At 50.1% G+C, this 25,419-nt stretch carries 18 protein-coding genes; 14 read left to right on the top strand and 4 right to left on the bottom strand.

Annotation, left to right across the window (positions count from 1 at the left end):
• The 5 genes from V7P87_RS01595 to tldD are packed head-to-tail and all read left to right on the top strand — an operon-like array spanning position 1 to position 8,516.
• Entirely contained in the window at positions 1-573 is a 573-nt protein-coding gene (locus V7P87_RS01595; RefSeq protein ID WP_333795860.1) for a Maf family protein, read from the top strand.
• Positions 573-2,039 (top strand): ribonuclease G, encoded by a 1,467-nt coding sequence (rng, locus tag V7P87_RS01590; protein ID WP_333795859.1) that lies wholly within the window; start codon positions 573-575, stop codon positions 2,037-2,039. Before V7P87_RS01595 ends, rng begins: the two co-directional genes overlap by 1 nt.
• Complete coding sequence (locus V7P87_RS01585; RefSeq protein ID WP_333795858.1) at positions 2,039-6,181, top strand: YhdP family protein; 4,143 nt, start codon at positions 2,039-2,041, stop codon at positions 6,179-6,181. The genes rng and V7P87_RS01585 overlap by 1 nt, the downstream gene beginning before the upstream one ends.
• Positions 6,181-7,062 carry a carbon-nitrogen hydrolase family protein gene (locus tag V7P87_RS01580; protein WP_333795857.1) on the top strand — a complete coding sequence of 294 codons (882 nt, stop codon included), beginning with the start codon at positions 6,181-6,183 and terminating at the stop codon, positions 7,060-7,062. Before V7P87_RS01585 ends, V7P87_RS01580 begins: the two co-directional genes overlap by 1 nt.
• A 14-nt stretch (positions 7,063-7,076) precedes the next feature.
• Positions 7,077-8,516, top strand: a complete 1,440-nt coding sequence (tldD, locus tag V7P87_RS01575; RefSeq protein ID WP_333795970.1) for a metalloprotease TldD — start codon at positions 7,077-7,079, stop codon at positions 8,514-8,516.
• A 119-nt stretch (positions 8,517-8,635) separates the two neighbouring features.
• Here the strand turns inward: tldD and V7P87_RS01570 are convergent, their stop codons facing one another.
• A complete protein-coding gene (locus V7P87_RS01570) occupies positions 8,636-9,112 on the bottom strand; it encodes a DUF4124 domain-containing protein (RefSeq protein WP_333795856.1) in 477 nt (158 codons plus the stop codon).
• 267 nt (positions 9,113-9,379) lie between these two features.
• On the opposite strand from V7P87_RS01570, the gene pssA reads away from it, so the two are divergent.
• Both pssA and V7P87_RS01560 read left to right on the top strand, forming a co-directional pair.
• A complete protein-coding gene (gene pssA, locus V7P87_RS01565) occupies positions 9,380-10,726 on the top strand; it encodes a CDP-diacylglycerol--serine O-phosphatidyltransferase (protein ID WP_333795855.1) in 1,347 nt (448 codons plus the stop codon).
• Positions 10,727-10,827: 101 nt separating this feature from the next.
• A complete protein-coding gene (locus tag V7P87_RS01560) occupies positions 10,828-11,634 on the top strand; it encodes a PhzF family phenazine biosynthesis protein (protein WP_333795854.1) in 807 nt (268 codons plus the stop codon).
• A 108-nt stretch (positions 11,635-11,742) separates the two neighbouring features.
• Here the strand turns inward: V7P87_RS01560 and yjgA are convergent, their stop codons facing one another.
• Positions 11,743-12,270 (bottom strand): ribosome biogenesis factor YjgA, encoded by a 528-nt coding sequence (yjgA, locus tag V7P87_RS01555; RefSeq protein WP_260655450.1) that lies wholly within the window; start codon positions 12,268-12,270, stop codon positions 11,743-11,745.
• A gap of 136 nt (positions 12,271-12,406) precedes the next feature.
• Here yjgA and pmbA point away from each other — a divergent pair, with 136 nt between their 5' ends.
• Positions 12,407-13,753, top strand: coding sequence for a metalloprotease PmbA (gene pmbA / locus V7P87_RS01550; RefSeq protein WP_333795853.1), 1,347 nt, complete (start codon positions 12,407-12,409; stop codon positions 13,751-13,753).
• Positions 13,754-13,846: 93 nt separating this feature from the next.
• Here the strand turns inward: pmbA and V7P87_RS01545 are convergent, their stop codons facing one another.
• On the bottom strand, positions 13,847-14,371 hold the full coding sequence (locus V7P87_RS01545) for a DUF1569 domain-containing protein (RefSeq protein ID WP_333795852.1): 525 nt from the start codon (positions 14,369-14,371) through the stop codon (positions 13,847-13,849).
• A 285-nt stretch (positions 14,372-14,656) separates the two neighbouring features.
• Between V7P87_RS01545 and V7P87_RS01540 the strand changes: the two genes are divergently transcribed.
• From V7P87_RS01540 to waaA, 3 genes are all read left to right on the top strand, one after another.
• The gene (locus V7P87_RS01540; protein WP_296297829.1) at positions 14,657-15,400 is read left to right on the top strand and encodes a hypothetical protein; all 744 of its coding nucleotides are present in this window, start codon (positions 14,657-14,659) and stop codon (positions 15,398-15,400) included.
• A gap of 16 nt (positions 15,401-15,416) precedes the next feature.
• On the top strand, positions 15,417-16,175 hold the full coding sequence (locus V7P87_RS01535; RefSeq protein ID WP_333795851.1) for a glycosyltransferase family 25 protein: 759 nt from the start codon (positions 15,417-15,419) through the stop codon (positions 16,173-16,175).
• Between the two features lie 189 nt (positions 16,176-16,364).
• Positions 16,365-18,416 carry a lipid IV(A) 3-deoxy-D-manno-octulosonic acid transferase gene (gene waaA / locus V7P87_RS01530; protein WP_333795850.1) on the top strand — a complete coding sequence of 684 codons (2,052 nt, stop codon included), beginning with the start codon at positions 16,365-16,367 and terminating at the stop codon, positions 18,414-18,416.
• Positions 18,417-18,483: 67 nt separating this feature from the next.
• Here waaA and V7P87_RS01525 read toward each other — a convergent pair whose 3' ends face one another.
• Positions 18,484-20,157, bottom strand: a complete 1,674-nt coding sequence (locus tag V7P87_RS01525) for a S8 family peptidase (protein WP_333795849.1) — start codon at positions 20,155-20,157, stop codon at positions 18,484-18,486.
• 519 nt (positions 20,158-20,676) lie between these two features.
• On the opposite strand from V7P87_RS01525, the gene V7P87_RS01520 reads away from it, so the two are divergent.
• The 3 genes from V7P87_RS01520 to V7P87_RS01510 all read left to right on the top strand — a co-directional run bounded on the left by V7P87_RS01520 (position 20,677) and on the right by V7P87_RS01510 (position 25,241).
• On the top strand, positions 20,677-21,858 hold the full coding sequence (locus tag V7P87_RS01520; RefSeq protein ID WP_333795969.1) for an NAD(P)/FAD-dependent oxidoreductase: 1,182 nt from the start codon (positions 20,677-20,679) through the stop codon (positions 21,856-21,858).
• A gap of 464 nt (positions 21,859-22,322) precedes the next feature.
• The gene (locus V7P87_RS01515; protein ID WP_333795848.1) at positions 22,323-23,099 is read left to right on the top strand and encodes a hypothetical protein; all 777 of its coding nucleotides are present in this window, start codon (positions 22,323-22,325) and stop codon (positions 23,097-23,099) included.
• A 324-nt stretch (positions 23,100-23,423) separates the two neighbouring features.
• Positions 23,424-25,241, top strand: a complete 1,818-nt coding sequence (locus tag V7P87_RS01510) for a S8 family serine peptidase (protein WP_333795847.1) — start codon at positions 23,424-23,426, stop codon at positions 25,239-25,241.
• Positions 25,242-25,419: the final 178 nt, after the last annotated feature.

Below are 25,419 nucleotides of genomic sequence, written 5' to 3'. Positions count from 1 at the left end.
ATGCTCAAAATAGCCCTTGCTTCTGCATCTCCCCGTCGCCGTGAACTGTTATCCCAGCTTGGGGTAGAGTTTGAGCTGGTGCGCGGTGATATCGACGAAACCCAATTGCCCGGTGAAGCCGCCACCGACTATGTGCTGCGACTGGCAAGGCAAAAGGCCGCTGCCGGCCTGGCTGCACAACAGGGCAGTCACAAACTGCCGGTGCTGGGTGCCGACACTATTGTAGTGGTGGACGGTGAAGTGCTGGGGAAGCCTGCCGATCAAACCGACTTTTTACGGATGATGTCGTTGTTGTCCAACCGGCAGCATCAGGTGTACACCGCGATAGCATTGGCGACAGAGCCGCAGATCTGGTCGGATACTGTCAAAACCGAGGTGTGGTTTTGTGAATTGTCCAGGCAGCAGATGCTGGACTACTGGCACAGCGGCGAGCCGGCCGACAAAGCCGGTGGTTATGGTATTCAGGGGCTGGCCGGGCGTTTTATTCCAAAAATTGCCGGCAGTTATTTTGCGGTGGTCGGGCTACCCTTATACGAAACCGCACAACTGCTGACCAAGCTGCAGGATAACTGATGAGTGCAGAACTGTTATTAAACGTCACGCCAAGCGAAACCCGGGTGGCGCTGATTGAAAACGGCGTGTTGCAGGAAGTGCATATTGAACGTCAGGCCAAGCATGGCCTGGTTGGCAATATTTATATCGGCAAAATCAGCCGGGTATTACCTGGCATGCAGGCCGCTTTTGTCGATATTGGTCTGGATAAAGCCGCTTTTTTACACGCATCCGACATAGTGCAGCGCGACGCCAGCGACATTGAAATGAAAGTCAGTGCCGTCAAAGACATCCGTTTATTGGTGCATGAAGGCCAATATTTACTGGTGCAGGTGGTGAAAGACCCACTTGGTACCAAAGGCGCGCGCCTGACCACTGACATTACCTTACCTTCCCGTTATCTGGTGTTTATGCCAGGCTCGCCTCATGTTGGGGTGTCACAACGCATTGAAAGTGAAGAAGAACGTCAGCGCTTAAAAGACATTGTCAGCAGCTGCCTTGATGATGACAACGGCGGTTTTATTGTGCGCACCGCTGCCGAAGGCGCCTGTGAAATTGAGCTGGTGCAGGATGCCCGTTTTTTAAAACAGCTGTGGAGCAAAATTCAGAAACGCAAACAAAAACACCGCAAAGAAGCCATGTTATATGAAGATTTAACTTTGGCTTTTCGTATTCTGCGGGACTTTGTTGGCAGCGACTTAGAGCGGGTGCGGGTTGATTCCAAACTAACGTATCAGGCCTTACACGCTTTTACCGAAGAATTTGTGCCAACCATGACACCCAAGCTGGAATATTATCCGGGGGAGCGGCCGGTATTTGATTTATTTGATGTGGAAAACGAAATTCAGCGGGCGCTGGATAGAAAAGTACCGCTCAAAAGTGGGGGTTACCTCATTATCGACCAAACCGAAGCCATGACCACCATCGACGTTAACACCGGCGCTTTTGTTGGGCATCGTAATCTCGAAGAAACCATTTTTAACACCAATATCGAAGCCACTCAGGCCATAGCGAGGCAGCTGCGGCTACGTAATTTAGGCGGCATTATCATTATCGACTTTATTGATATGCAAAGTGAAGAACACCAAAAACGGGTGTTACACAGCCTGGAAGTGGCGCTGGCGCGGGATAAAACCAAAACCAATATTCATGGTTTTTCTGCCTTGGGTTTGGTGGAAATGACACGCAAACGCACCCGCGAAAGTTTAGAGCATGTGCTTTGCACCGAATGCCCGGTCTGTGATGGCCGGGGCACCTTAAAAACAGTGGAAACTGTTTGTTTTGAAATTCTGCGTGAAATTGTCCGGGTGAACCGCGCTTATGCCGCTGACAAATTTACCGTGTACGCTTCGCCTGCCGTTAAAGATGCGCTGATCAATGACGAATATCACAGCATGGCGGAACTTGAGGTGTTTATTGGTAAACAAATCAGTGTGGTGATAGAGCCACAGTACACCCAGGAACAGTTTGATGTGGTGATGATGTAGTGCAAAAACTGCAGCGTTTTGCGTTTTTATGCCTGCACCATGGCTGGCCTTTGCTGGCGCTGGCGCTGGTATTATTGGCCACAGTAGTGACGCTGCTGCGTCTTGGCCTGCCTTACGCTGAAGGTTATAAAACCGATATTGAACAACTGATTGCCGATCGCTACGGTGCCAAAGTACAGATTGGCCAGCTCAGTGCAGGCTGGCAAAGCAGTGGCCCGGCTTTATTGCTGCAGCGGGTGGCAGTGCAGGATGGCAAGGGCCAGCCGCTGTTGCAGGTGGGTGAAACCCGGATCCGGCTGGATTTTTGGGGCAGCCTCAGCAGTTTGTCATTAAAAGCTGAACATTTTGAACTCAGTGGCCTGAAATACCAGCTCGACAGCCGGCAGTTATTACCACAAAAAAACGATAGCAGCAGCGACGAACCGCTACTGGGTGCCGTTGAACAACTGTTATTCCGACAGCTGAAAAACTTTACGCTGGTAGACAGCGAACTGCGGCTGAAAAGTGAATTTACTCCCGATATTGTGATTGCCATTTCGCGGCTGGCCTGGCGCAATGAAGGTCGCCGTCATCAAGGCTCAGGTGAGGTCGCCATCCATGGTGTCACCACCAATACCAGTTCTTTTGTACTTGATTTATATGGTGAAACTTTAGCAAAAAGCCGGGGGCAACTGTATTTGTCCAGCCGCGAGCTGGATGTGTTGCCCTGGTTTGAACAACTGCTGCCACAAAGTAAAAAACTTAGCCGCGCCGATATTAACTTTCAGGCATGGGGCGATATTGAAGCCGGCAGCCTGCAACAAATTCAAATTCAGCTGGCGCAGAACCGGCTGGTGTGGCGCCATGAAGGCAAAACTGAGCAGCTGAGTCTGGGACAAGGGCAGTTGTTGTGGCGGCCAACAGCCCAAGGCTGGTTGTTGTCGTCCTCTGCTTTAACGCTGCAAAGTGGCGAACAAAGCTGGCACGACTTACAGCTGCAGTTGTCGCACGAACAAGGGGTGTACAGTGGCGCGCTGCAGCAGTTTCAGCTGTCTGCCATGGTGCCACTGGCGCGTTTGTTGGCGGAAGATTTATCAGCTTTACAGTCCATTCTGGCTTTTGAAGCAGACGCAAGATTAACCCAGCTGGCACTCAGCCTTAGTGACAACGGCTGGTTTTTAGGTGGCGATTTTATTGATTTAACGTCAAAACCTGTGGACGACGTGCCGGGTTTAACCGGGATCAGTGGCCACTTTAGCGCCAGCAAAGATTATATCCGCCTTGATTTAACCGCCCAGGATGGTGAGCTGCGCTGGGGGGACGCTTTTAGTCGTGCCACCCCTTATCAGCAGCTCAGTGGGCAGCTGGAAGTGCTGCAGCAGGACGGGCAATGGCGGGTGCAAATTCCACGGCTGGCATTGCGTCACCCGGAATTGGAGCTGGATACCGAAATGGTGCTTGAGCTTGGTGATAAGGCCGGCATGACGCTGCTGGCCGAGCTGCGCTCTGTGCCTGTTGCCGACGCACAGCATTATTTTCCGGTGCGGCATATGCCGCAGTCTGTCATTGATTATCTGCGCCCGGCGCTTATCAGTGGCCATATTCCGCATGCCAGAGTGCTTTGGCAGGGCGCTTTTGCTGATTTTCCTTATCGTGGTGGTGAAGGCAAGTTTCAGGCGTTGGCGCTGGTCGACAACGCTGAGTTTTCTTTTGATGCGAACTGGCCTGATATCAAACAGATGCGCGCTGAGCTGTTATTTGAAAACGCCTCGATGTTGATCCAGAGTCAGGCCGGTTTGTTGTTTGAGCTGGAGCTCAATGACGGTGTCACCGCCAGTATTCCGGATTTATTTCACGCCGACACCTTGTTGATAGATATTCAAACCCAGACCAGAGCTGAAGGGGTGACAGCTTTGATGCTGGCATCCCCACTCAGTGGTTCAGTGGGTGCAACCCTGGATTATCTCGGTGTGGACGGTCTGGTGGATGCCAAAGTCAGGCTGGATATTGGCTTAAAAGAAGCCGGTGTGGTGGCCCGTGGCGACGTCGATTTTTTTGCCAATAATTTGCACATCAAAGCCCCGGCAGTTGCGGTCGAACAGGTGGAAGGGCGGCTGAGCTTTATCAACGACCAAATCAGCAGTGAGCAGCTGAAACTGGTCAGTCAGGGCATCCCACTGCTTGCCAGTTTAAAAGGTGCCCAGCAGCAGGATGGTTATCAGCTGAATTTAACCGCCAAAGGTGAACATGAAACCGGCAAACTGCTGGCTTTGGTGGCAGAGCCCTGGCAGGAACTGGGCACAGGCACGGCATTTTTTGACTGGCAGCTGGATATCAAGTTGCCGGATGAAGGCTTTTCTTATCAGTCGACTGTACTGGTGGATTTAGCTGCGGCTGAGCTGCGCTTACCCGATCCTTTTGGCAAAACACCGGCTGATGGTGCCACTGTGCTGATTGAAGCCAAAGGCAATCAGCAAGGCTCGGATATCACGTTAAAATACGGTGATGCTTTGCGTTTTCTGGCGCGGCTGGAGCAGGACAGCGGCCAGATCAGCGCGGCTTTATTAAGCCTGGGCCAGGCCAGTGCGCAGCTTAAACCGGGTTTTGAAATTGAGCTGGATTTGGCCAAAGCCGACTTTGTGCCCTGGCTGACGCTGATCCAACAACAAATCAGTTCAGCCAGCGACGACAACAACATCATGCCGCCTTTGTCGCTGGTCAGTGGCAAAGTGGCCGAGCTGCATTTATTTGATGATGTGTTTTTACACAAAACCAATTTTAGTTTTGTGCCAAAGAGTGATCACTGGTTGCTGGATTTAACTGCCACTGAAGCCAAAGGCAGCTTGCAGCTGTTTCATGATTCGGAAAACCAGGGCATTCAAGCCAACCTGGAACGGCTGGCGTTGGTGTTTGCTGAGCAGGAAGCCAAAGACTTAGCCGCAGCTGAGTTAAAGGCTGCCTTATTGTTAGATCCGGACAGCGCGGAAAAACCCGATTATGCCGCGCTGGAAGCTGAGGCTTTTGCCAAACTGACACCGATGAACTGGCTGGCTGAGTTACCGCCGCTTGAGCTTCACTGTCAGCAATGCACCATTGGTCATTTCCGGCTGGGTGAATTAAAGCTGAAAAGTGTCAGTGATGGCCAAAGCTGGACACTGCAGCGTTTTAACAGCAATTATCAGGGACATCGCTGGGACATCAGCGGTCAGTGGCAACGGGATCAGCACATAGGCCAGTCCAGTTTCAGCGGTAAGCTCAGCAGCCCATCTTTTGGTCAGTTGCTCAGTGAATACGATATCAGCAGCAGTTTGGCCGGCAGCAAAGCAGAGCTGAGCTTTCGCGATATGGCCTGGCAGGGCGCGCCATTTCAGTGGAACCGGCACAGTCTGAATGGTGAGCTGAGCTGGCAGTTTGGCGATGGTTCTTTGTCGGATGTCAGTGACGGCGGCGCACGGATATTTTCGTTGTTAAGTTTAGATTCGCTGGTACGTAAGCTCAGACTGGATTTTCGGGATGTGTTTGCCAAAGGTTTTTTCTTTAGCAAAATGAGTGGCAGCATGACGCTGACCGAAGGTGTGGCTTATACCAATAATACCGAAGTTATTGGTGCCGCCGGTGACATTGAAATGCGTGGTTTTGCCAATTTAAAAGCACGGCAGCTGGATTATCAGATGAGCTTTTCGCCCAAAGTCACCTCCAGTATTCCGGTGATTCTGGCCTGGATGGTCAATCCGGTTTCTGGTGTTGCGGCTTATGCGCTGGACGAAATGTTCCAGTCGGCTGAAGTGATTTCAAAAATTAATTTTACTGTGACCGGCGATTTGGACAACCCTGTGGTCACCGAAGTGAAAAGGGACAGTAAACAAATTACCCTGCCCAAAACCGCGCCTGAGCCACAACCTTTGTTGCCAGCCGACCCGGCGGCTCCTGTGCCGTTAAAACGCGAATTATTGCAGGATCTATCACCGGCAACACCCAGCGACAGTTTTCAAGAGTTTCCGCTGATGCCGGAAGCTAAGCCACAAGCAGAGCCGCAATTCAAGCCGGAAGCCAAGCCCGAAATAGAGCCGGCACAGACAAAGCCGATTGAGGATGCTGCCGTTAGTGAGTCGTCGGCAGCGCATGGCAAGATCCCGTATCAATTTAAGCAGGAGCCAGGCTGATGAACCCAAGCCCGCAGCAACAGAGAGACCGTAAAGCGGCTGCATCAGAGTGGCGGTTGGTGGCGCTGCAAATGTGCAGTCAGCCTGATGCAAAGCAAAACCTTCAGGCGATTCGGACCCAGCTGTTGGCACTTGCGCAAAAACCAGCAGGGCTGAAGCAGCTTGTGGTGCTGCCCGAAGGGGCTTTATGTTTTGATGGTGCGGCCGATGCGAACTTAGAGTTGCAGGAGCCGTTAGGTCAGGGCCCGCTGCAGCAGCAATTGGCGGCACTGGCGACAGAGTTTGACACTTATCTGCTGGTGGGCACCTTGCCAACCACCACCAGCGATCCTCAGCGTTTTGCTGCCAGCAGCCTGTTGTTTACACCAGCTGGCAAGCTGATTGCCGATTATCAGAAAATTCATTTATTTGATGCTGCAGTGGCCGACAGCACAGGCCGTTATCTGGAATCGGCGAAAACTCAGGCTGGTAATAAAGTGACAGTGGCCGATTTAGGCGAGCTGAAGCTGGGCCTGGCCATTTGTTACGATATGCGCTTTCCGGGTTTATTTCAGGCGCAGCGCAACGCAGGTATGAATGTGCTGGCGCTGCCTTCTGCCTTTACCACAGTGACGGGCGAGGCACATTGGCATACACTGCTCAGAGCACGCGCCATTGAAAACCAGTGTTTTGTCATAGCGCCGGCACAAACCGGCACTCATGCCAATGGCCGCCAAACTTATGGCCACAGTTTAATTATCGACCCCTGGGGTCTGGTGCTGGCCGATGCCGGCACTGCCGTGGGGGCAATCAGTGTTGATATTGATTTACAACAAGTTTTTAGTCTTCGTCAGCGTATGCCGCTGGCTGAGCATAACCGTTTTTTAAGTGAGCTTTTATGAATAATGCCGTCATTATGCAGACCGTTGAACAGAACCTGATTGAGGCCAGTGACTTAACTGCCGCCGATCTGAATCAGACTTTGGGTTATCTGTTTTCACATCAGCTGGATTATGCCGATTTATATTTTCAGTCCAGTGTGCACGAATCCTGGGGGCTGGAAGATGGTCTGGTCAAAGACGGCTCTTTTAATATTGAAAGAGGGGTTGGGGTTCGGGCCATCAGCGGCGAAAAAACCGGTTTTGCCTATGCCGACGATATTTCCGCTGCTGCATTAAAACAGGCGGCCAGTGCCGCCCGTGGTATTGCTGCTGTGGGTCAGCAGGGTCAGGTGCAGGCGTTTAAAAAATCCGGCAACAGCCAGATTTATCTGCCGGTAGAGCCGCTGCAAAGCCTTGGGAACACTGAAAAAGTAGCGCTTTTACATCAGATTGAAGCTTTTATCCGCAGCCTGGATGCCAAAGCAGAGCAGGTGATGGTGAGCCTGTCCGGTGTCTATGAAGAAGTGCTGGTGGCGGCCAGCGACGGCACTTATGCCTCTGATATCCGTCCGCTGGTGCGGCTGAATTGTTCGGTGTTATTAAACGACAACGGCCGGCGTGAGCGCGGTGGTGCCGGTGGTGGTGGCCGCACCGATTACAGTTATTTTTCTGAACTGGTGAACGGTGAACCCCGCTGGATGGGCTATGCCCGCGAAGCGGTGCGTCAGGCGCAGGTAAATTTATTGGCGGTGGACGCGCCGGCCGGCATGATGCCGGTGGTGCTGGGTTCAGGCTGGCCAGGTGTGTTATTACACGAAGCCGTAGGCCATGGTCTGGAAGGCGATTTTAACCGCAAAGGGGCTTCAACTTTTTCCGGCCGTATTGGCGAGCAAGTAGCGTCCAAACACTGCACCATAGTGGACGACGGCACTTTGGCCCATCGCCGTGGTTCAATGAATATTGATGATGAAGGCACAAAGAGTCAGCATAACGTTCTGATTGAAAAAGGTATTTTGAAAGGTTATATCCAGGATAAACACAACGCCATGCTGATGAATGTGGCGCCGACCGGCAATGGCCGGCGTGAGTCTTTTGCCCATTTGCCCATGCCACGGATGACCAATACCTATATGCTGGCCGGCGACTACGAGCCGGAAGAAATTATTGCATCGGTGAAAAAAGGCATTTATGCGCCCAACTTCGGTGGTGGCCAGGTAGATATCACCAGCGGCAAGTTTGTGTTTTCTGCCAGTGAAGCTTATTTAATTGAAAACGGCAAAATCACCACGCCAATTAAAGGCGCTACCCTGATTGGCAATGGCCCTGAAGCCATGCAGCAAGTGTCTATGGTGGGGAACGATCTGGCGCTGGACACTGGCGTTGGCGTTTGTGGCAAACAAGGCCAGAGTGTGCCTGTAGGTGTGGGCCAGCCAACCTTAAAACTGGATGGCATGACAGTGGGCGGCACCGCCTGATTTATCAGGCCATGCGCACAAAAAAGCCAGCAATAGCTGGCTTTTTTGTTGTTTGTCTTGCTGTTGAGGTGCTATTGGTTAACATAAAAAGCGCATCAAAAGCTGCGCCACCTGGCCGCTTAAGGCTGGGTTTTATCCAGCTGCTGTTGTAACTGCAGGATCTCGCCGTCGATAGACTTAATTTCAGTGTCGTAGGCCTGCACCACAGCGGCCATTTCCTGCGCCAGACTTTGCAGATAACTGGCACCTGCCACTTCATTGTTTTTGACCGTCATTTGTTTGTCGCGAATGGCGTTCATTTCTTTATTACGTTCGGCAATTTTGTCTTCTTTCTTTTTCGTCAGCTGCTGGATTTTGCGTTTCAGTTGCCGCTGTTGAATGTAAAGATCCACCTCGTTTGGGTCTTTTTTCACCACGACAGTGGGTTTGTTTTCCCGCTGCTGGCCAACAGTGGTGTAGTCGGTAGTTTGGGCGTCCTGACCACAAGGGGTTTGACTAAAGGTGGTGACACCGTCTTTTTCACATTTATAAACTGCGGCTTCAGCGCCTGGCAGGGCGCAGGCCAGCAGCACAACAAAAACTTGAAGCTGTTTCATAAGTACAAACATCAGGGTTGGAGGTTCGATTGCTGGCGCCGAGTATGGCATATTCCGCTCTGACGCTTAAGTTTTTTGTCTGCCGAGCGCCGGAATTCACCCTGTTGCCGCGCTATTTCAGACGCAAAAATAAGCCGGACAACGCCAACCTTTTGCCTAAGCAGGCTATTTCGCACATAATAGCCCGACTATAAAAACGCAGAGACTTCAGTTATCTCGCTGTCAGCCGCAAGGCGGCTGCATTATCCACGAGAACAGATCGAACTTATGTTACAAAATTTGCTGAACAAACGCCGTCTGGCCGCCTTACCCCGAACCGCTATTGATGCTGCTGCAGTGCAGGTATTTTGTTCTGCCACTGAATATAAAGAGCGGGTGCTGGCACTGATAGCACAAGCGCGTCAGCGTATTGTGATCACAGCTTTGTATTTACAGGCCGACGAGGCGGGTGAACAAATTTTGCGGGCTTTGTATCAGGCCAAACAGCAGAATCCGGCACTGGATGTGCGGGTGTATGTTGATTTTCACCGCGCCCGCCGGGGTTTGATTGGTCAGAGTGGCGGCCGCACCAATGCCGACTTCTACCGTGCTATTGCCGCTGAATATAAAGAACAAATCCATATTTATGGTGTGCCGGTAAAAAAACGCGAGCTTTTTGGTGTGCTGCATTTAAAAGGTTTTGTGTTTGATGACAGCCTGTTTTACAGCGGCGCTTCGCTGAACAACATTTATCTGGCCGAACAACAACGTTACCGTGCCGACCGTTATCTGCAGATTGACAATAAACAGCTGGCCGATGCATTTGCCGCTGGCCATCAGGAAGCATTGGGTAATCTGGATGTAGTGCAGAGTTTGCTGGCACCTGAGCAGGACATAGCCCAGGCTTATAAAACGGCACACCGCAGCTGGTTAAAACATGCCCGTAGTTGCCGTTATTTGCTCAAAGGGCAGTCGCAGCCCGGGCCTTTAAATGCCAGCTTGCTGATGGGGATGGGGCGGCTGAATAACCAGCTGAATCAAAGTATTCTGGCGATGCTGGCGCTGGCCGAACGCGAAGTATTAATTTACACCCCTTATTTTAATCCGCCGCCAGTGTTGGCCAAAGCGCTGCGCAAATGTTTAAAACGCGGTGTGAAACTTTGTATTGTGGTCGGTGATAAAACGGCCAACGACTTTTATATTCCGCCCGGGCAAAAGTTTAACCGTATTGGTGGTTTACCTTATCTGTACGAAACTATTTTGCGCAAGTTTGTGAAAAACAACCAAAAATTCATTGATGCCGGTTTGCTTGATGTGCGGTTATGGCGCCATGAAGACAACAGTTATCATCTCAAAGGTATCAGTGTGGATGGCGTGCGGCATTTGTTTACCGGCCACAACCTGAATCCCCGTGCTTTTGCGCTGGATTTTGAAAATGGCATTCTGGTAGACGACGAGCTTGGACAGCTGCAGCCACAACTGCAGCATGAACAACAGATTATTCTGGCCAATACCAGCACCATCCGTCATTACACCCAGATAGAAATGATGCGGGACTACCCTGAGCAGGTGAAAAAGCTGCTCAGCAAAATCAAAGGGGTAGGCGTCGATTTAGTGTTAAAGCGGCTGATTTAATCAGCCGTTTTTTTTGATAAACACAATCTGACGGATGATTTGACAAGAGGTGCCGTCACTTTACAGAGCGGCAGAGAGAGCCGGACGCTTTTGGAGGCATAATGCAAAAACTGGCAATTTATCAGGTGGATGCTTTTACCAACCAACGCTTTAGTGGCAATGCCGCAGCTGTGGTGCCGCTCAGTGCCTGGCTCGGTGACACTGAACTGCTGGCGATAGCACAGGAAAACAATCTGTCGGAAACAGCATATTTGCTTGAACTTGCTGATGGCCATTATTTTATCCGTTGGTTTTCACCAATCACTGAAATTGATTTTTGTGGCCACGCCACCCTGGCTTCGGCTTTTGTATTGTTTCAGTTAAAGCCTGAACTCACGGAACTTAGGTTTAGCACCAAAGTTGTTGGCGATTTAACGGTAAAAAAACAAGGCGACTGGCTGCAGATGAATTTCCCAGAGCGCCCTGCGTTGCCGGTGGCTGATGTGCCTGCTGCTTTATTAAAAGGTCTTGGTGCCACGCCTGTGCAAGTGCTGCGAAGTGAGCAGGCCTGGTTTGCGGTTTATCAAGACGCTGCCACTGTGACCGCTTTAACACCGGACATGCAGTTATTAAAACAGCTTGGCCCCTGGGATGTGGTGGTGACTGCACCAGGCACTGGTTTTGCAGAAGGCCAATACGATTTTGTCAGCCGTTATTTTTGGCCGGCCAATGGTGGTGATGAAGATCCGGTCACAGGCTCTATTCACGCCGGATTGGCGCCTTATTGGGCGGCGCAGCTGGGTAAAACTGAGCTGCTGGCTTATCAGGCATCCAAACGCGGTGGTGTATTGCGCTGTGAATTACAACAAGACAGAGTGCTGGTGTCGGGGCAAGCGGTAATGTATCTGCAGGGGCAAATTCAGCTGTAGCTTTTAAACAACTGCTTAAGCCGTTGCTTCAAAATAAAAAACGCCTGATTTATCAGGCGTTTTTTATTGGTGCTTAGCCCTGCAGTGTTCAGAGGGCAACAGCCTTCATTATTCTTCCAGAATAAAAGGTTTGATCAGCTGAAACAGCTCGCGGAAAGCTTTAGGCGGCTGGTTTTTTTCCTGTTCTTTTTTGGCGTTACGAATAAGCGTGCGCAGCTGCTGTACATCCACCTCAGGGTATTCAGCCACAAATTCGGTCAGGGCGTCGTTGCTGGCAATCAGCTTGTCGCGCCAGTCTTCCACCAGGTGGAATTTGCGGGTCGCGGCCTGGTTGGTATTACGCACCACAGCCAGAGCCCGTTGCAAAGGTTCTAAATCGCGGGTGCGCATTAAGCGGCCGATAAACTGAATATGACGGCGCAAGGCTTCATGTTTACGCACCAGCTTGTCAGCCAGTTGCAGCGCGTCCAGTAATTCGGCATCCAGCGGGAGTTTAGCGCGGTTGGCGGCACTTAAGGCAACCAGCTCTTCACCCAGTTCCTGCAGGGCCTGCATTTCTTTTTTGATCTGAGTTTTGCTTTTGCCTTCTTCGCGGTCCCAGTCGTCGCCATGGGTAAAATCGGTAATATCTGCCATAAGTCTGTTTTTTCCACCATAAAATTGCGGCAAGTATATCAAAAAAGCCCTGCTGCGTCGCATTGAAGCTGCGGCAGGGTTGGCAAGGCTGTGATAAGCTTGCGCCAAAGCGTGACAAACGGAAATAAAATCAGCGATGAGCAGCAATTCTCCTACCATTTGGCAAGAAATTGACGAAGTCAAAGCCGCAGTCAGCCAGGTGCTGGCACATGCCAAACAACTGGGCGCCAGCAGCGCCGAAGCTTCGATGAACCGCACCCGGGGTTTAAGTGTAGAAACCCGTCATGGTGAAGTGGAAACTGTTGAATTTAATCAGGATGGTGGCCTTGGTATCAGTGTCTATGTTGGCCAGCGCAAAGGTTCGGCCTCAACCGCCGATTTAAGCCCGGCTGCACTGAAACGCACCGTAGAAGCGGCAATAGACATTGCCCGTTATACCTCAGAAGATCCTTGCGCCGGCGTGGCTGATAAAGACGCGCTGGAATTTTCACCACCGGATTTGGATTTATTTCATCCGGGGGATATCAGCACCGAGCAGGCTATTGCCATTTGTATTGCGGCTGAAGAAGCTGCTTTTGCCACAGACTCCCGTATTACCAACTCTGACGGCGCGTCCTTTTCGTCCCATCAGGGGTTAAAAGTGTATGGCAACAGCCATGGTCAGCTGGTGGGTTATCCCAGCAGCCGTCACAGTTTCAGCTGTTCTGTCATAGGTGAAGAAGGCGACGATATGCAGCGCGATTACAGCTACACCGTCAGCCGCGAACTGGGTTTGTTGCTTGACCCGGCGCAGGTAGGCCGTGAAGCTGCGCTGGAAACCGTAAACCGGCTCAATAGCCGCAAACTGGGCACGCAAAAAGTGCCGGTCATTTTCCGCGCCGACATTGCCAGCAGTTTGTTTGGTCATTTGGTGTCGGCGATTAGCGGCGGTGCTATTTACCGTAAATCCAGTTTTTTACTGGATAAAGTCGGCCAGCCGGTGTTGTCGTCAAAAGTGAATATTATTGAACAACCGCACTTATTACGCGGCCTGGCCAGCAGTCCTTTTGACAGTGAAGGGGTAAAAACCCGCGACCGCCAGATCATCACTGATGGTGTGCTGAATCAGTATCTGACCACCAGCTATTCCGGCCGCAAACTGGGGCTGCCAAGTTCAGGCCATGCCGGTGGTATTCATAACTGGATGGTCAGCCATGGCAACGCCGATTTGGCCCAGCTGCTCAGAGATATGGGCACAGGTTTATTGGTAACCGAACTGATGGGCCAGGGTGTGAATAGCGTGACAGGTGATTATTCGCGTGGCGCCGCCGGTTTTTGGGTGGAACATGGCCAAATTCAGTATCCGGTGTCGGAAATCACCATTGCCGGTAATCTCAAAGACATGTTTTTTGACATAGCCGCCATTGGCAACGACGTGGATAAAAGAGGTGGTGTGTTAACAGGTTCAGTGCTGATTGGCCAGATGCAAATTGCCGGGCATTAAGTGCTGAATTGGCTGCAAAAAACCAGCTGCGGCTGGTTTTTTGTTTTTCTTAAGGCCAGTTGTTACCAAAGCTTTAAATGACAGTGATTTGGCTTAAATGCTTATTTGACTTAAATGATTGTGCAGATGCAGCCAGTGGGCGGCCTGATAATCGGTGGTATTTAAAGCGCCATAAGCAAAATGCGGTGCTAAGGTAGCACCTGTGCTGCTGTGCTGAATAAACAGCTCCAGCGTTTGCAGCAGTGCAGTCAGCGCCTGTTGTGGATCCTCGTTAGGCTCAAGTGCCGCCATGCCCGGAATAGGCTCTGCCAAAGGATGCGTCATAGCGCCTGCTGCTTTAAAACTAAAAAGCGCCAGTTTGCCGGCTGTGTGCTGAAAAAACGGCGATTTTTGCAGCGGAAAACCTGTTAAAGAACCCTGAATACTCTGGGCGCAGTGTCGGAAGATTTGCGCTGGGTTCCAGTCGCCGCTGCTCGCAAGAGTTTTGCCTTGCAGGCTTTTAAGTTTTTGATAAAGCTCAGTTAAATCAAAATTCCTGCCATTGCCAAGCACTGTGCCGCCAAGGGCTAAACCGGCAACACTGAGGGTGCTGATGGTGATAAATTGTCTTCTGTTCATGCTTTTGCCCCTGAGGCGGTGATTGTTGCGGCTGCAGTTCAAACTAAACAAATGCGGCTGCAATTTGAGTGGATTCAGCCGGTTGTCAGCCAAGACTGGCACAATGCCGCTTTATTTTGCAGTATGCCCTGAATAGCGCTGCTGCTGCCAGTATTGCCGCTTGTGTTACTGCTGCTCTTGTAGTAGCACAGAGAAATTCCAGCGTAGATTTTGTTTTTCTTATGATAAACTTGCACGTCACACTGCATAAAAACAGCGGTTACAGGCGTTAAAACGGGAAATGTTATGAGCCAAGTCAATATTCTGTGTATCAAATGGGGCAAAAAATACGGCCCGGATTACGTAAACAAGCTGTACAACATGGTCAGCCGCAACCTGACATTACCATTTCGTTTTATCTGTCTGACAGATGACGCCGAAGGTATTGATGCCAGCAAAGTGGAAGTAAAAGATATTCCTAAAGTAGGTTTTGCCGATTTTGACAACCGCGAGCCATGGAGTTTTGGTCACGGCTGGTTAAAAGTCACCAGTTTTGCCGACCCTTTATACGATTTAACAGGCCCGACTTTGTTTATCGACTTGGACGTGGTGATAGTTGGCAATATCGATTGTTTTTTTGAGCCTGAAGGCGAGTTCCGTGTCATTAAAGAGTGGGACAAAAAAGATGAAACCGGCAACACCTCAGTGTACCGTTTTAACATTGGCGCCCATGCCGATTTAATCGAAAACCTGAAGAATAACAAAGACAAAGTTCTGGCTTCTGTGCGTAACGAGCAGGAATATGTCACCAGTTATCTGAACAAACAAGGCAAGTTGCAATACTGGCCGGCCGGCTGGTGTGTCAGCTTTAAACGCCACTGTATGCCAAAAGGCATTATGAGTTTCTTTAAACCTGCCACTATTCCTGAAGGCGCCAAAATTGTTGCTTTCCACGGCAAACCAAACCCGCCTGATGCCATTTTAGGCGTCAGCGGCAAATGGTACCGCCGTGTGCTGCCAGTGCAGTGGGTTGCGGATCTGTGGCGTTGAGCCGGGCGCTTGTTGCATGAAAATGAAAGTTTTTGTGATTAACCTCGACCAGTCGGTCGAGCGTTATCAGCATGCGGTGGCACAGTTTGCGCCTTACCCGGACATTGTGGTGGAGCGCATCAGCGCCGCTGACGGCCGGGTGATGAGCGAAGCGCAGCTCAGCCAGTATTATTCGCTGGAACTCAATAAAAAGCATTACCACAAAATGCTGCGCCCTGGTGAAAAAGGCTGTTATATCAGTCACATCTGGTGTTGGCAGCAAATTGTGGCGCAGCAGCTCGACTTTGCCATTATTCTCGAAGACGATTTTATTCTGCAGTGTGATTTAGCGGCATTAGTGGATGCTATCCGTCAGTTGCAGCAGCCTTGGCATTATCTGAAACTGGCGATGCCGAATAAACAACAACCTGTGTTACAGCGTGAGCCTATGGCTCATGGTTTTTCGCTGGTGCATTATCAGAAAATGCCGGTGTCGACTGTGGCGCAGGCGGTGAGTTTAGCAGGCGCAAAATTACTGCTTGAGAAGATGCAGCCCTTTTACCGCCCTGTGGACGTGCAACTGCAATACAGCTTTGATTTAGGCATTGACGTGATGGGCGTGCAGCCTTTACCGTTTCGGCCAGAGCTGGAATTTGAAAGCCTGATCAACCCACATCAGAAACAAGCTGTGAACCGGCCCTTGTTTTATAAAAGCCGTTTATGTTTTAGCTGGCAAAATTTATGGCACAACCTGCGCCATTACGGCTTGCTTGCTTATCTGCAGGCGAAAAAATAAAAGCTGTTGTCGCTGATTATCGGCCTGAACCAGTGCCAAAACAGTGGCAAGATTAAAAAAAGGAGCTGAATTCAGCTCCTTTTTTATGCTTTGTTTGGCTGCCTTTGCACGGCTTAATGGCACTATTCTGGTAATGTACTGCGGCGCACAGTATGATCGCTCCCAACTTTATTGTGCTGGATTTGTGTTTTGTCGCGATTTTTATTCCCTTTGGGCATTGTGACCTATAGCCTGCTGCTGTATCTGCTGCGTTTTCCAATGTTGCTGCTGTTTATTTACCGCAGTAAAGCAGACCCTGCTTACCGGCAGCGTTTTGCCGAACGTTTTTGTTATCAGCCTATTCCCCCGGAAGCGGCCGGTGGCATTGTGGTGCATGCGGTGTCTATGGGCGAAGTGGTGGCGGCAACGCCGCTGATTAAACAGCTGCTGGCCACTTACCCGGATTTACCTGTCACTGTCACTTGCACCACACCCACAGGCTCGGCCCGCATCAAAGCCAATTTTGGCGACAGCGTGTTTCATTATTATTTGCCTTTTGACACACCAGGCAGCAATCAGCGTTTGCTGAAAAAACTGGCGCCACAGTTGGTGCTTTTACTGGAAACTGAACTTTGGCCGAATCTCATCCGGCAATGTCACCAGGCCGCTATTCCTGTGGTGTTGGTCAATGCCCGTTTATCCGCCCGTTCTGCCCGGGGTTATCGTCGTTTTATGCCGCTGGTGCAGCCGATGCTGGCACAGCTGAAGGTGATTCTGACGCAGGACAATAACAGCCGCCGCCGTTTTTTAACTTTGCTTGGCAACAAAGTGGCTAAACAGGACAGCGGTAAAAAAGTGCAAAATACCGGCAATCTGAAATTTGAAGTGCAGCAGAACAGAGCGCTGATGGAGCAGGCAACAGACTTTCAGGCGCAGTTACAAGGTCGTCCGGTCTGGGTGGCTGGCAGTACCCATGCTGGTGAAGATGAACAAATTCTGGCCGCTTTTCAGCAGCTGTTAAAGCTTAAACCTGACACGCTGCTGATTTTGGTGCCGCGCCATCCGGATCGTTTTGACACAGTGGCAGCACAGGTAGCACAAGCTGGATTTTCGCTGGTCAGACGCAGTAGCCAGCAACCCTTGTTGCCTACCACTCAGGTGTTGCTGGGCGATTCAATGGGCGAGCTGATGCTGTGGTATCAGCTGGCCGATGTGGTTTTTGTCGGTGGTTCGCTTATAGAGCGGGGCGGGCATAATCCGCTGGAACCGATGAGCCTGGGGAAAGCTATTCAATCCGGCCCTTATGTGTTTAATTTTGCTCTGGCTTTTAAACAGCTTGAGCGCAAGCAGGCTGTGAGTTTTGTGAAAAATGCCGAAGAGCTAGCACAAAGTACGGTAAATTTGCTCTGTGATAAGACCGCACGTCAGCAGATGGCGGCCCAGGGGTTAGCGCTTTACCAGCAGCAGGGGGGCGCCACAGCAAAGGTGCTTCAGACAGTTACAAGGTTATTGCCAACAACAGGAGTACACCATTTGCATCAAAAAGAAGCTGGTGCCGATATTTGGTTTGACCCGCAGTTATTGGCTGCCGGTGGTTTTGCGAAGGCTGATAAAAAGCTATTTCAGGCGGCATTCTGGCAGCAACAAAATGCGGTGACTGGCCAGTCAAGCGGGCGCAACACTGTATGGTTTGTCCAAGCCAATACTGAACAATGGGTGCTGCGCCATTATTACCGCGGTGGTTTAATTGGCAAAATGAACAAAGATTGGTTTTTTGCTGTGCCATTGGCCAAAAGCCGGGCTATGGCTGAATTTGCCATGTTACAGCAGATGGTGCAACTGGGGTTGCCGGTACCCAAACCTGTGGCGGCGTTATATACAAAACGGGGTTTAGGCTATAGCGCTGATATTTTGCTGGAGCTTATTCCGGGTAGTATTGATATTTGCCATTTATTACAACAAAGGGCTTTAACGGCCATCGAGTGGCAACAACTGGGGGCTATGTTAAAACAGTTTCACCAGGCTCAGGCTTACCACTCAGATATGAACTGCCACAATATGTTGCTGGACCCACAAGGTAAATTCTGGCTGCTGGACTTTGATAAATGTGCCTTCCGGCCTGGGCAAGACTGGCAGCAAGGCACTATGGACAGGTTGTTAAGGTCATTGCGCAAAGAAGCCAGGTTAGCAGGGGAAAAAGCCAGACCATTTTATTGGCAGGAATCCGACTGGGCTTTATTGCTGGCCGGTTATCAGGCATAAAAGTTCAGTTGTTCTGCCGCAGATAAAAAAGGGCGCCAACAGGCGCCCTTATTCTATGCAGTTTTTCTTATTGGTAAGAAGTGTTCAGTGTTAAACCAGACACTGCAGTGTAACCACGGATACCTATATGGTAAGTATCGGCCACAGGGTTGGTGAAGCTGCAGCTTTCAGTGCTGCCGGTTTTGTATGGGCGGCAATCGTAAGTGCTGGTGGTTGGGTTCGCACCACGACGGACATAGAGGTCGGCATCACCTGTGCCACCGCTGATGCTGATGGTCAGGTTGGTTTTACCACTTGGGACTGTCAGGGTGTAATATTTCCAGCTGCCAGAAGCCACGCTGATATTGGTCACCTGAGAAGTCACTGGAGTAGTACCACCGGTAGTGCCAGCTGCTTTAGCCACCGCAGCAGCGGCGTCAACAATACCTGTACCACAGCTGGTGCAGGTAGCCGGGAAAGCACGGGTGGTGGTTTTTAAGATTGATTCCACTTCATCTGGCGTTGCCGTTGGTTTTTTCTGCAGAATTAAAGCAGCTACACCGGCTACATGTGGCGCAGCCATAGAAGTACCCTGAGAGTAACCGTAGCTGTCTGAACCAGGTACTGTGGTGCCAGAGTTATAAGTAGACAATACACCATTGCTGTCGTTGGCTGAGTTCATGGCACCGCCAGGCGCTGCCACGTCAATAGAAGTACCGTAGTTAGAATAATAAGCACGGCCACCATTGCGGTTTGTTGAAGCTACGTTCACTACGCCGGCACAGTTACCAGGGTTGTAGTTATTGGCGTTGTCATTGTCGTTACCTGAAGCAATCACGACTACAGTGCCACGTGAACGGGCAGAGTTAATAGCAGCCTGAGTGGTAGAGTCACAGGCACCTGAACCGCCAAGGCTCATGTTGATCACTTTAGCCGGGTTGGCGTTGGCTGGTACACCAGAGACGGTACCGCCTGAAGCCCAGATAATACCGTCGGCGATATCTGAAGTGTAACCACCACATTTACCTAACACACGAACCGGCACAACTTTGGCCTGATAGGCAACGCCAGCAACACCAGTACCGTTATTGGTTACGGCAGCAATGGTGCCGGCAACATGTGTACCGTGCCAGCTGGAGTTTTGAGCTTGAGTTGGTTGACCACCACCACAGGCTCCCACAGCAACCCAGTCACCTGGATCTCGGGCGTCAGAGTCACGGCCGTTGCCGTCGTTACCGACAAAACTATCAGAGATCATGTCGTAGCCTGGCAGGATATTGGCATTTAAATCGGCATGTGGACGGTAGCCTGTATCTAATACTGCGACAACCACGCCTGAACCAGTGGCGCTATCCCAGGCTGCAGGCGCACGCAGGCCGCCAGTGCTTTCATAATAATGCCACTGGCTGGCATATTGAGTGTCGTTTGGCACTGCGTTAATAGTTAAAATACGGTCTTCTTCAACCAGCTCAACATTGCCGTCTTTGGCCAGGTTGGCCATCATTTCTTTTTTCTCTTTTTCGCTGAGACGACGTTCTGCACGCACAATGTGACGGCCACCCACAGCACTTGCACGCACGTATTGCAGTTCGCTACCAGCCAGTGCCGATAAAGTTTCTTCAACATGTAACTTTGCATTTAACGCCTGTTCTTGTTGCAGGCTGTTTTCGCCACCCTGAGTCTGACCTTTCAGTGACACAATAAACTGAGTGTGGAGTTCCTGAGCTACTGTAGCGTTGCTCAGGGTTGGTACTGTTAACAAATCTGGTACTTCGGCAGCCTGAGCAGATAAGCACAGCGCTGAAAGGGTCGCGAGGGCGATTTTATGTAAATGGAACGCTCTGTTTTGCATGGGAATTCTCACAACTTATTTTTTGGTTATTTGCCTGGAGTTTCCTGCCGTAGTTTTTATGAATGGGGCAGGCTGCGCAATAATTCATCAATATGTTACCAATGTAAAGAGATGTAATTTAACAACTTTACCTTTATTAGGTTCGCCATGGAGCGGATGTCGGGATATCCTGATAAATAGCCAGTTACGGCACAAGCCCCTGATCTTGCTGTAAGCCAGAGCTGCTCGAGCTTGTGTTACAAACAGTTACAACTGTATACAATGTTGTTAATGGAATAAGGTATATCAAAAAGTAATAAAAAAAGATCGCAGTTGGATCTGTTTTGTCATCAAATTGGCATTTTTCACAGATCCGGCCGGTGAAATTGCCTTTCTGCGGACAGTCGCCGACAATAGCGCCTTGGTGATGATGAAAGAGTGCAAATGCTGATGCAGCAGTGGGATGTGATAGTGATAGGTGCCGGTGCTGCCGGCTTGTTTTGTGCCATAGAAGCCGCCAAAAGAGGCCGTAAAACGCTGGTGCTTGATAATGGCAAACGTATTGGCCGTAAAATCCTGATGTCGGGTGGGGGTCGTTGTAACTTCACCAATATGTACGCCAGCCCGGCCAATTTTTTATCGCAAAACAAACACTTCTGTAAGTCTGCCTTAAGCAGGTATACCCAGTGGGATTTTCTGGCGTTGGTGCAGCAATATCAGATCCCTTATCACGAAAAAACGCTCGGCCAGCTGTTTTGTGACAACAGTGCCAAAGACATTGTCGACATGCTGCAGCAGGAATGTGACAAAGCCGGGGTGCAGATAGCGCTGCAGCAGGAGATCCAGACGGTTACTTTTAGCGACGGCCAGTACCAGCTGCAAAGCAAGGGTCTCACCCGCAGTTGCCAGAGTTTAGTGGTGGCCAGTGGTGGTTTAAGTCTGCCAAATTTAGGTGCCACAGCTTTTGGTTTTCAGCTGGCGGAGCAGTTTGGTTTAAAGGTGTTGCCAGTGCGGGCCGGTTTGGTGCCCCTGACCTGGCAACCCGATGATAAAGCCGTTTATGAAGAAATCAGCGGTGTGTCCTTGCCGGTAACGGCAGAGGCCAATGATGTGCTGTTTCCGGAAGATATGCTGTTTACCCACCGCGGTTTAAGTGGCCCGGCCATTTTGCAGGTGTCGTCGTTCTGGCAACCTGGGGATGAGGTGGTGGTAAATCTATCACCTCAGCAGAATATCTTTGAATTTCTGACAGAAGCGCAGCAAAAGCATCCGGAGCAGGAGCTGAAAACTGCGTTGTCACGGTTGTTGCCCAAGCGGCTTGTTGAAAAACTGCTGGCGCAAAATCTGCTGGCAAATCAGCCGCTCAAAGCACTCAACCCAAAAAGCAGCCAGCGCATTGCCGACTTATTACATCATTTTGTGTTTAAACCCAATGGCACTGAAGGTTACCGTACTGCAGAAGTCACTTTGGGCGGTGTAGATACCGATGAGTTATCGTCCAAAACCATGGAAGCAAAAAAACAACCGGGTTTGTATTTTATTGGCGAAGTGGTAGACGTTACCGGCTGGCTTGGTGGTTACAACTTTCAGTGGGCCTGGAGTTCCGGCTGGGTGGCAGGGCAATATTGTTAAAAGCCTGAGTTGACGGGCTGTTGTGTGGTTTGAGCGCATCCAGCAATGTTACCCTTTAAAACTTCGCTGAAGTTATTGCTGACTCCTGTATTGCCGGCCGAGCTGCCGGCTTTCATCCTCCTCCTGAATTTGCCTGACCTGACTCAAAGCAGTTTTACTGCGTCGGTTGAAGTTGTTAGTAAAGTGTTTGATTTAATAACATTTTTAATCGTCGAGAATTTTTACACAGCTTCAATAGTCGATTATTAATTCACTGTTTTTGTTCAGCTTTTTTATCTGGCACGGCGCATGCTGTATTAGCTTAGTATAAATTAGGAGGTCCTATGATTAACAGAACATTCACGCTCAAATCTCTGATGCTGGCATGCTGCCTGGTCAGTACTTCTGCACTGGCTGCAAATATAAATTCTGGCGGCGATGACTCCGCAAACTTTGTTGACCTGCAGACCTGTAAGCTCACAGATATGGAGCTCACTTATTTGCGGGCCTTGGAGCCGGCAGGTCAACCACAACAGCCAATCCCGCCTGAGCTTGCTCCCGTCTATGCCAATGACTGTTATGGTTTAGTGATGGGTAACAATAGTGATATGACATTACCAGGCGACAACTTAGGGTATGAAGATGATGGCTGGTTTAATATGCAGACCGGTCTTTGGGTCGCAGGTGCTTTTGATCCGGAATTATTGGATTTAGACAACGATGGCACTGCAGATGACCCGGGTTGGGTTTATATGGGTAAAGATAACGGTCAGGGTTTTAAAGGGGCAACTATCCCGAATGACAATCCGGATTTGGTGTACCAGTTTGTTGATGATTTATTCAGCTGCAGTGCGACGGTCGATGGTACCTATGGTACTTGTGTGAACTTTATCTCCGGTTTCTGGAAGTTTACCCCACCTTCCACTCAACCTGAATTGTTGCTCCAACTGCTGGGTGGTTCATTTTTTGACCAGGTTGCCGTGGTATTTAAAGGTGGTAATGGCTTTGCCATTTACAATTTCACCTTGTCACAATTAGGTTTGGATCCAATTTTGGCAGGCGATATTAAATATGAATTTGGCGGTAAATTTGACCTGTCTAAAACGCTAGTGACCAAAAGTGGCCAGCCTGCTGGCTTATCTAACATTTCGTTGTGGGCCCGTGACCCTTTCCTGCCCACTCAGGTCTCTGAACCCGGCTATCTGGCGTTGTTAGGTATGGCACTGTTGGCTTTGTACCGCCGTCGCCAGCTGCGTCGCTAATTGTATTGTTAAAACCGTTCTCCGATTTAGAATCCCGGCCAGATGTTCAGGCCGGGATTTTTTTTATGATATTTTCCTGCTTGTTCCGATCAAAAAGTAACCGCTTCCAGCCCTTGCTACATCAAGCTTGTACCCTGTTCCCTTTATTTTTACATTTAATTACGACTGTAAAAATTGTTGTAATACCCTATTGCAGTGATGAGTCGAATATGTCATTTATTAAGCATAACCTAATGTAGATTTGCGTTAGGCTTTACAAAATATGCGGCAGGATGCCCCACAAAACAACACACACCCTTGACACATGCAACAGGAATCGTAGTTATGAATTTCAAAAAAGTGGCTCCAATCGCAGCAGCAGTGCTGGCGGCCGTTAGTTATACCCAGGCAGCTCAGGCGTCAGAACGGGTCATCCTGCAAGTAGACAATGCCAACAAAGGTATTGTGACCGCTTTATCCCGCCAGTTAGGCGGTGAAGTAAAACTGGAAGCTGATGGTTTTATTTCAGTTGAGTTTGAAGGCAAATCTTTTGACGAAATCAAAGGCATTTTAAAGAACCCACATATCAAACTGGTGGAACAAGACTTTAAACGTACGCCAATGGCACTGTACAACGATGATGCCGGCAACCCAATGGTTGACCAGCTGACACCTTATGCTGTGTATCAGTCTCAGGTCAAACAGGTTGCTTTTAACCTGGGTGCTGCACCAAAAGTTTGTGTAATCGACTCAGGTCTGGATCGCAGCAACATCGACTTCGAATGGGGCAGCATCACTGGTGACAACGACAGCGGCACTGGTCGCTGGGATGTGAACGGCGGCCCACACGGTACGCACGTCGCTGGTACTATAGGTGCAGCTGATAACGGCGTTGGTGTAGTGGGTATGGCGCCTGGCGTGCCAATGCACATTATCAAAGTATTTAATGCCTCAGGCTGGGGTTATTCTTCAGATCTCGCTTACGCAGCACAAAAATGTAAAGCAGCAGGCGCCAAGATCATCAGCATGAGCTTAGGCGGTGGCGGTTCTAACACCACTGAATCAAATGCTTTCCAGAGTTTTGTTGATGGTGGCGGTTTAGTGGTTGCAGCAGCTGGTAACGACGGTAACAACGTTCGTTCATACCCGGCTGGCTATACATCAGTAATGATGGTTGGTGCCAACGATGCCAACAACAATATTGCTGATTTCTCTCAGTTCCCTAGCTGTACTTCTGGCTCAGGCAAAACTGCAACAACCAATGAAAAAATCTGTGTGGAAGTAACAGCTGGTGGTGTTGATACCCTGTCTACTTACCCAGCAGGTATGGCCACTGTTGCCAGCCTGACCACCAGCAACGGTGCTTTTGCTGCTTCTGCCATGGAAAACGTAGGCACAGCTTCTGGCGCAACCTTCTTTATGGGTACTGCTGAAACTGTGAACTCAGGCGCAGCCGGTAAAATCTGTGTGATTGACCGTGGTGTGATCTCTTTCCATGACAAAGTGAAAAACTGTCAGACTTCAGGTGGTATCGGTGCCATTCTGATCAACAACGTTGCCGGCATGTTATACGGCACTCTGGGTGAAGGCACTGCCAATACCACCCGTATCCCTGCTGTAGGTGCAGCTTTTGAAGACCGCGCAGCGCTGCTGGCGGCTACTTCAGCCACTGTTGCTATCGAAGGTGGTGATTATGGTTATATGAGTGGTACTTCAATGGCAACACCAGCTGTTTCAGGTGTCGCTGCTCTGGTATGGTCAAACCATCCTTCATGTACTGGTGAGCAAATCCGTTCTGCATTAAAAGCAACGGCTAAAGACTCTGGTGCTGCCGGTAAAGATGTGTACTTCGGTTACGGTATTGTACAGGCTAAAGCTGCCCACGATTACCTGGTTGCGCAGGGTTGTGGTACTTCGGGTGGCGGTTCTGCCATTACTCTGTCTGCCGTATCTTACAGCAGCAAAGGTAAACGTCTGGTTGATCTGAAGTGGGCAAACGCCACTGGCAGTTCTGTGGATGTATTCCGTAACAACGCCAAACTGGTGACTACAGCCAACGACGGTTTATACACAGATACACTGTCAGTACGCGGCACTTACAACTACAAAGTATGTAACGCTGGTACCACAGTATGTAGCTCTACTCAGACAGTGGTTTATTAATCCCTGTTGAGCTTACCGTGTTTACAAAGAGGGTAAACACCCGCATCACTGTACAACAGACGCCCTTGCGCGCAGTGCAGTGATGCACCAAGTTGTTGTTAACGTAAAGGCAGCCGGTCGGCTGCCTTTTTTTATGGCAGCGTTAAAATCAGGTAAGCTGTGTGGCCTGATGACAGGT

The organism is Rheinheimera sp. (genome assembly GCF_036782235.1).
Lineage (GTDB): Bacteria > Pseudomonadota > Gammaproteobacteria > Enterobacterales > Alteromonadaceae > Pararheinheimera.
Note: the sequence above shows the minus strand (reverse complement) of the source record. Positions and strands in the feature narration are given on the sequence as shown.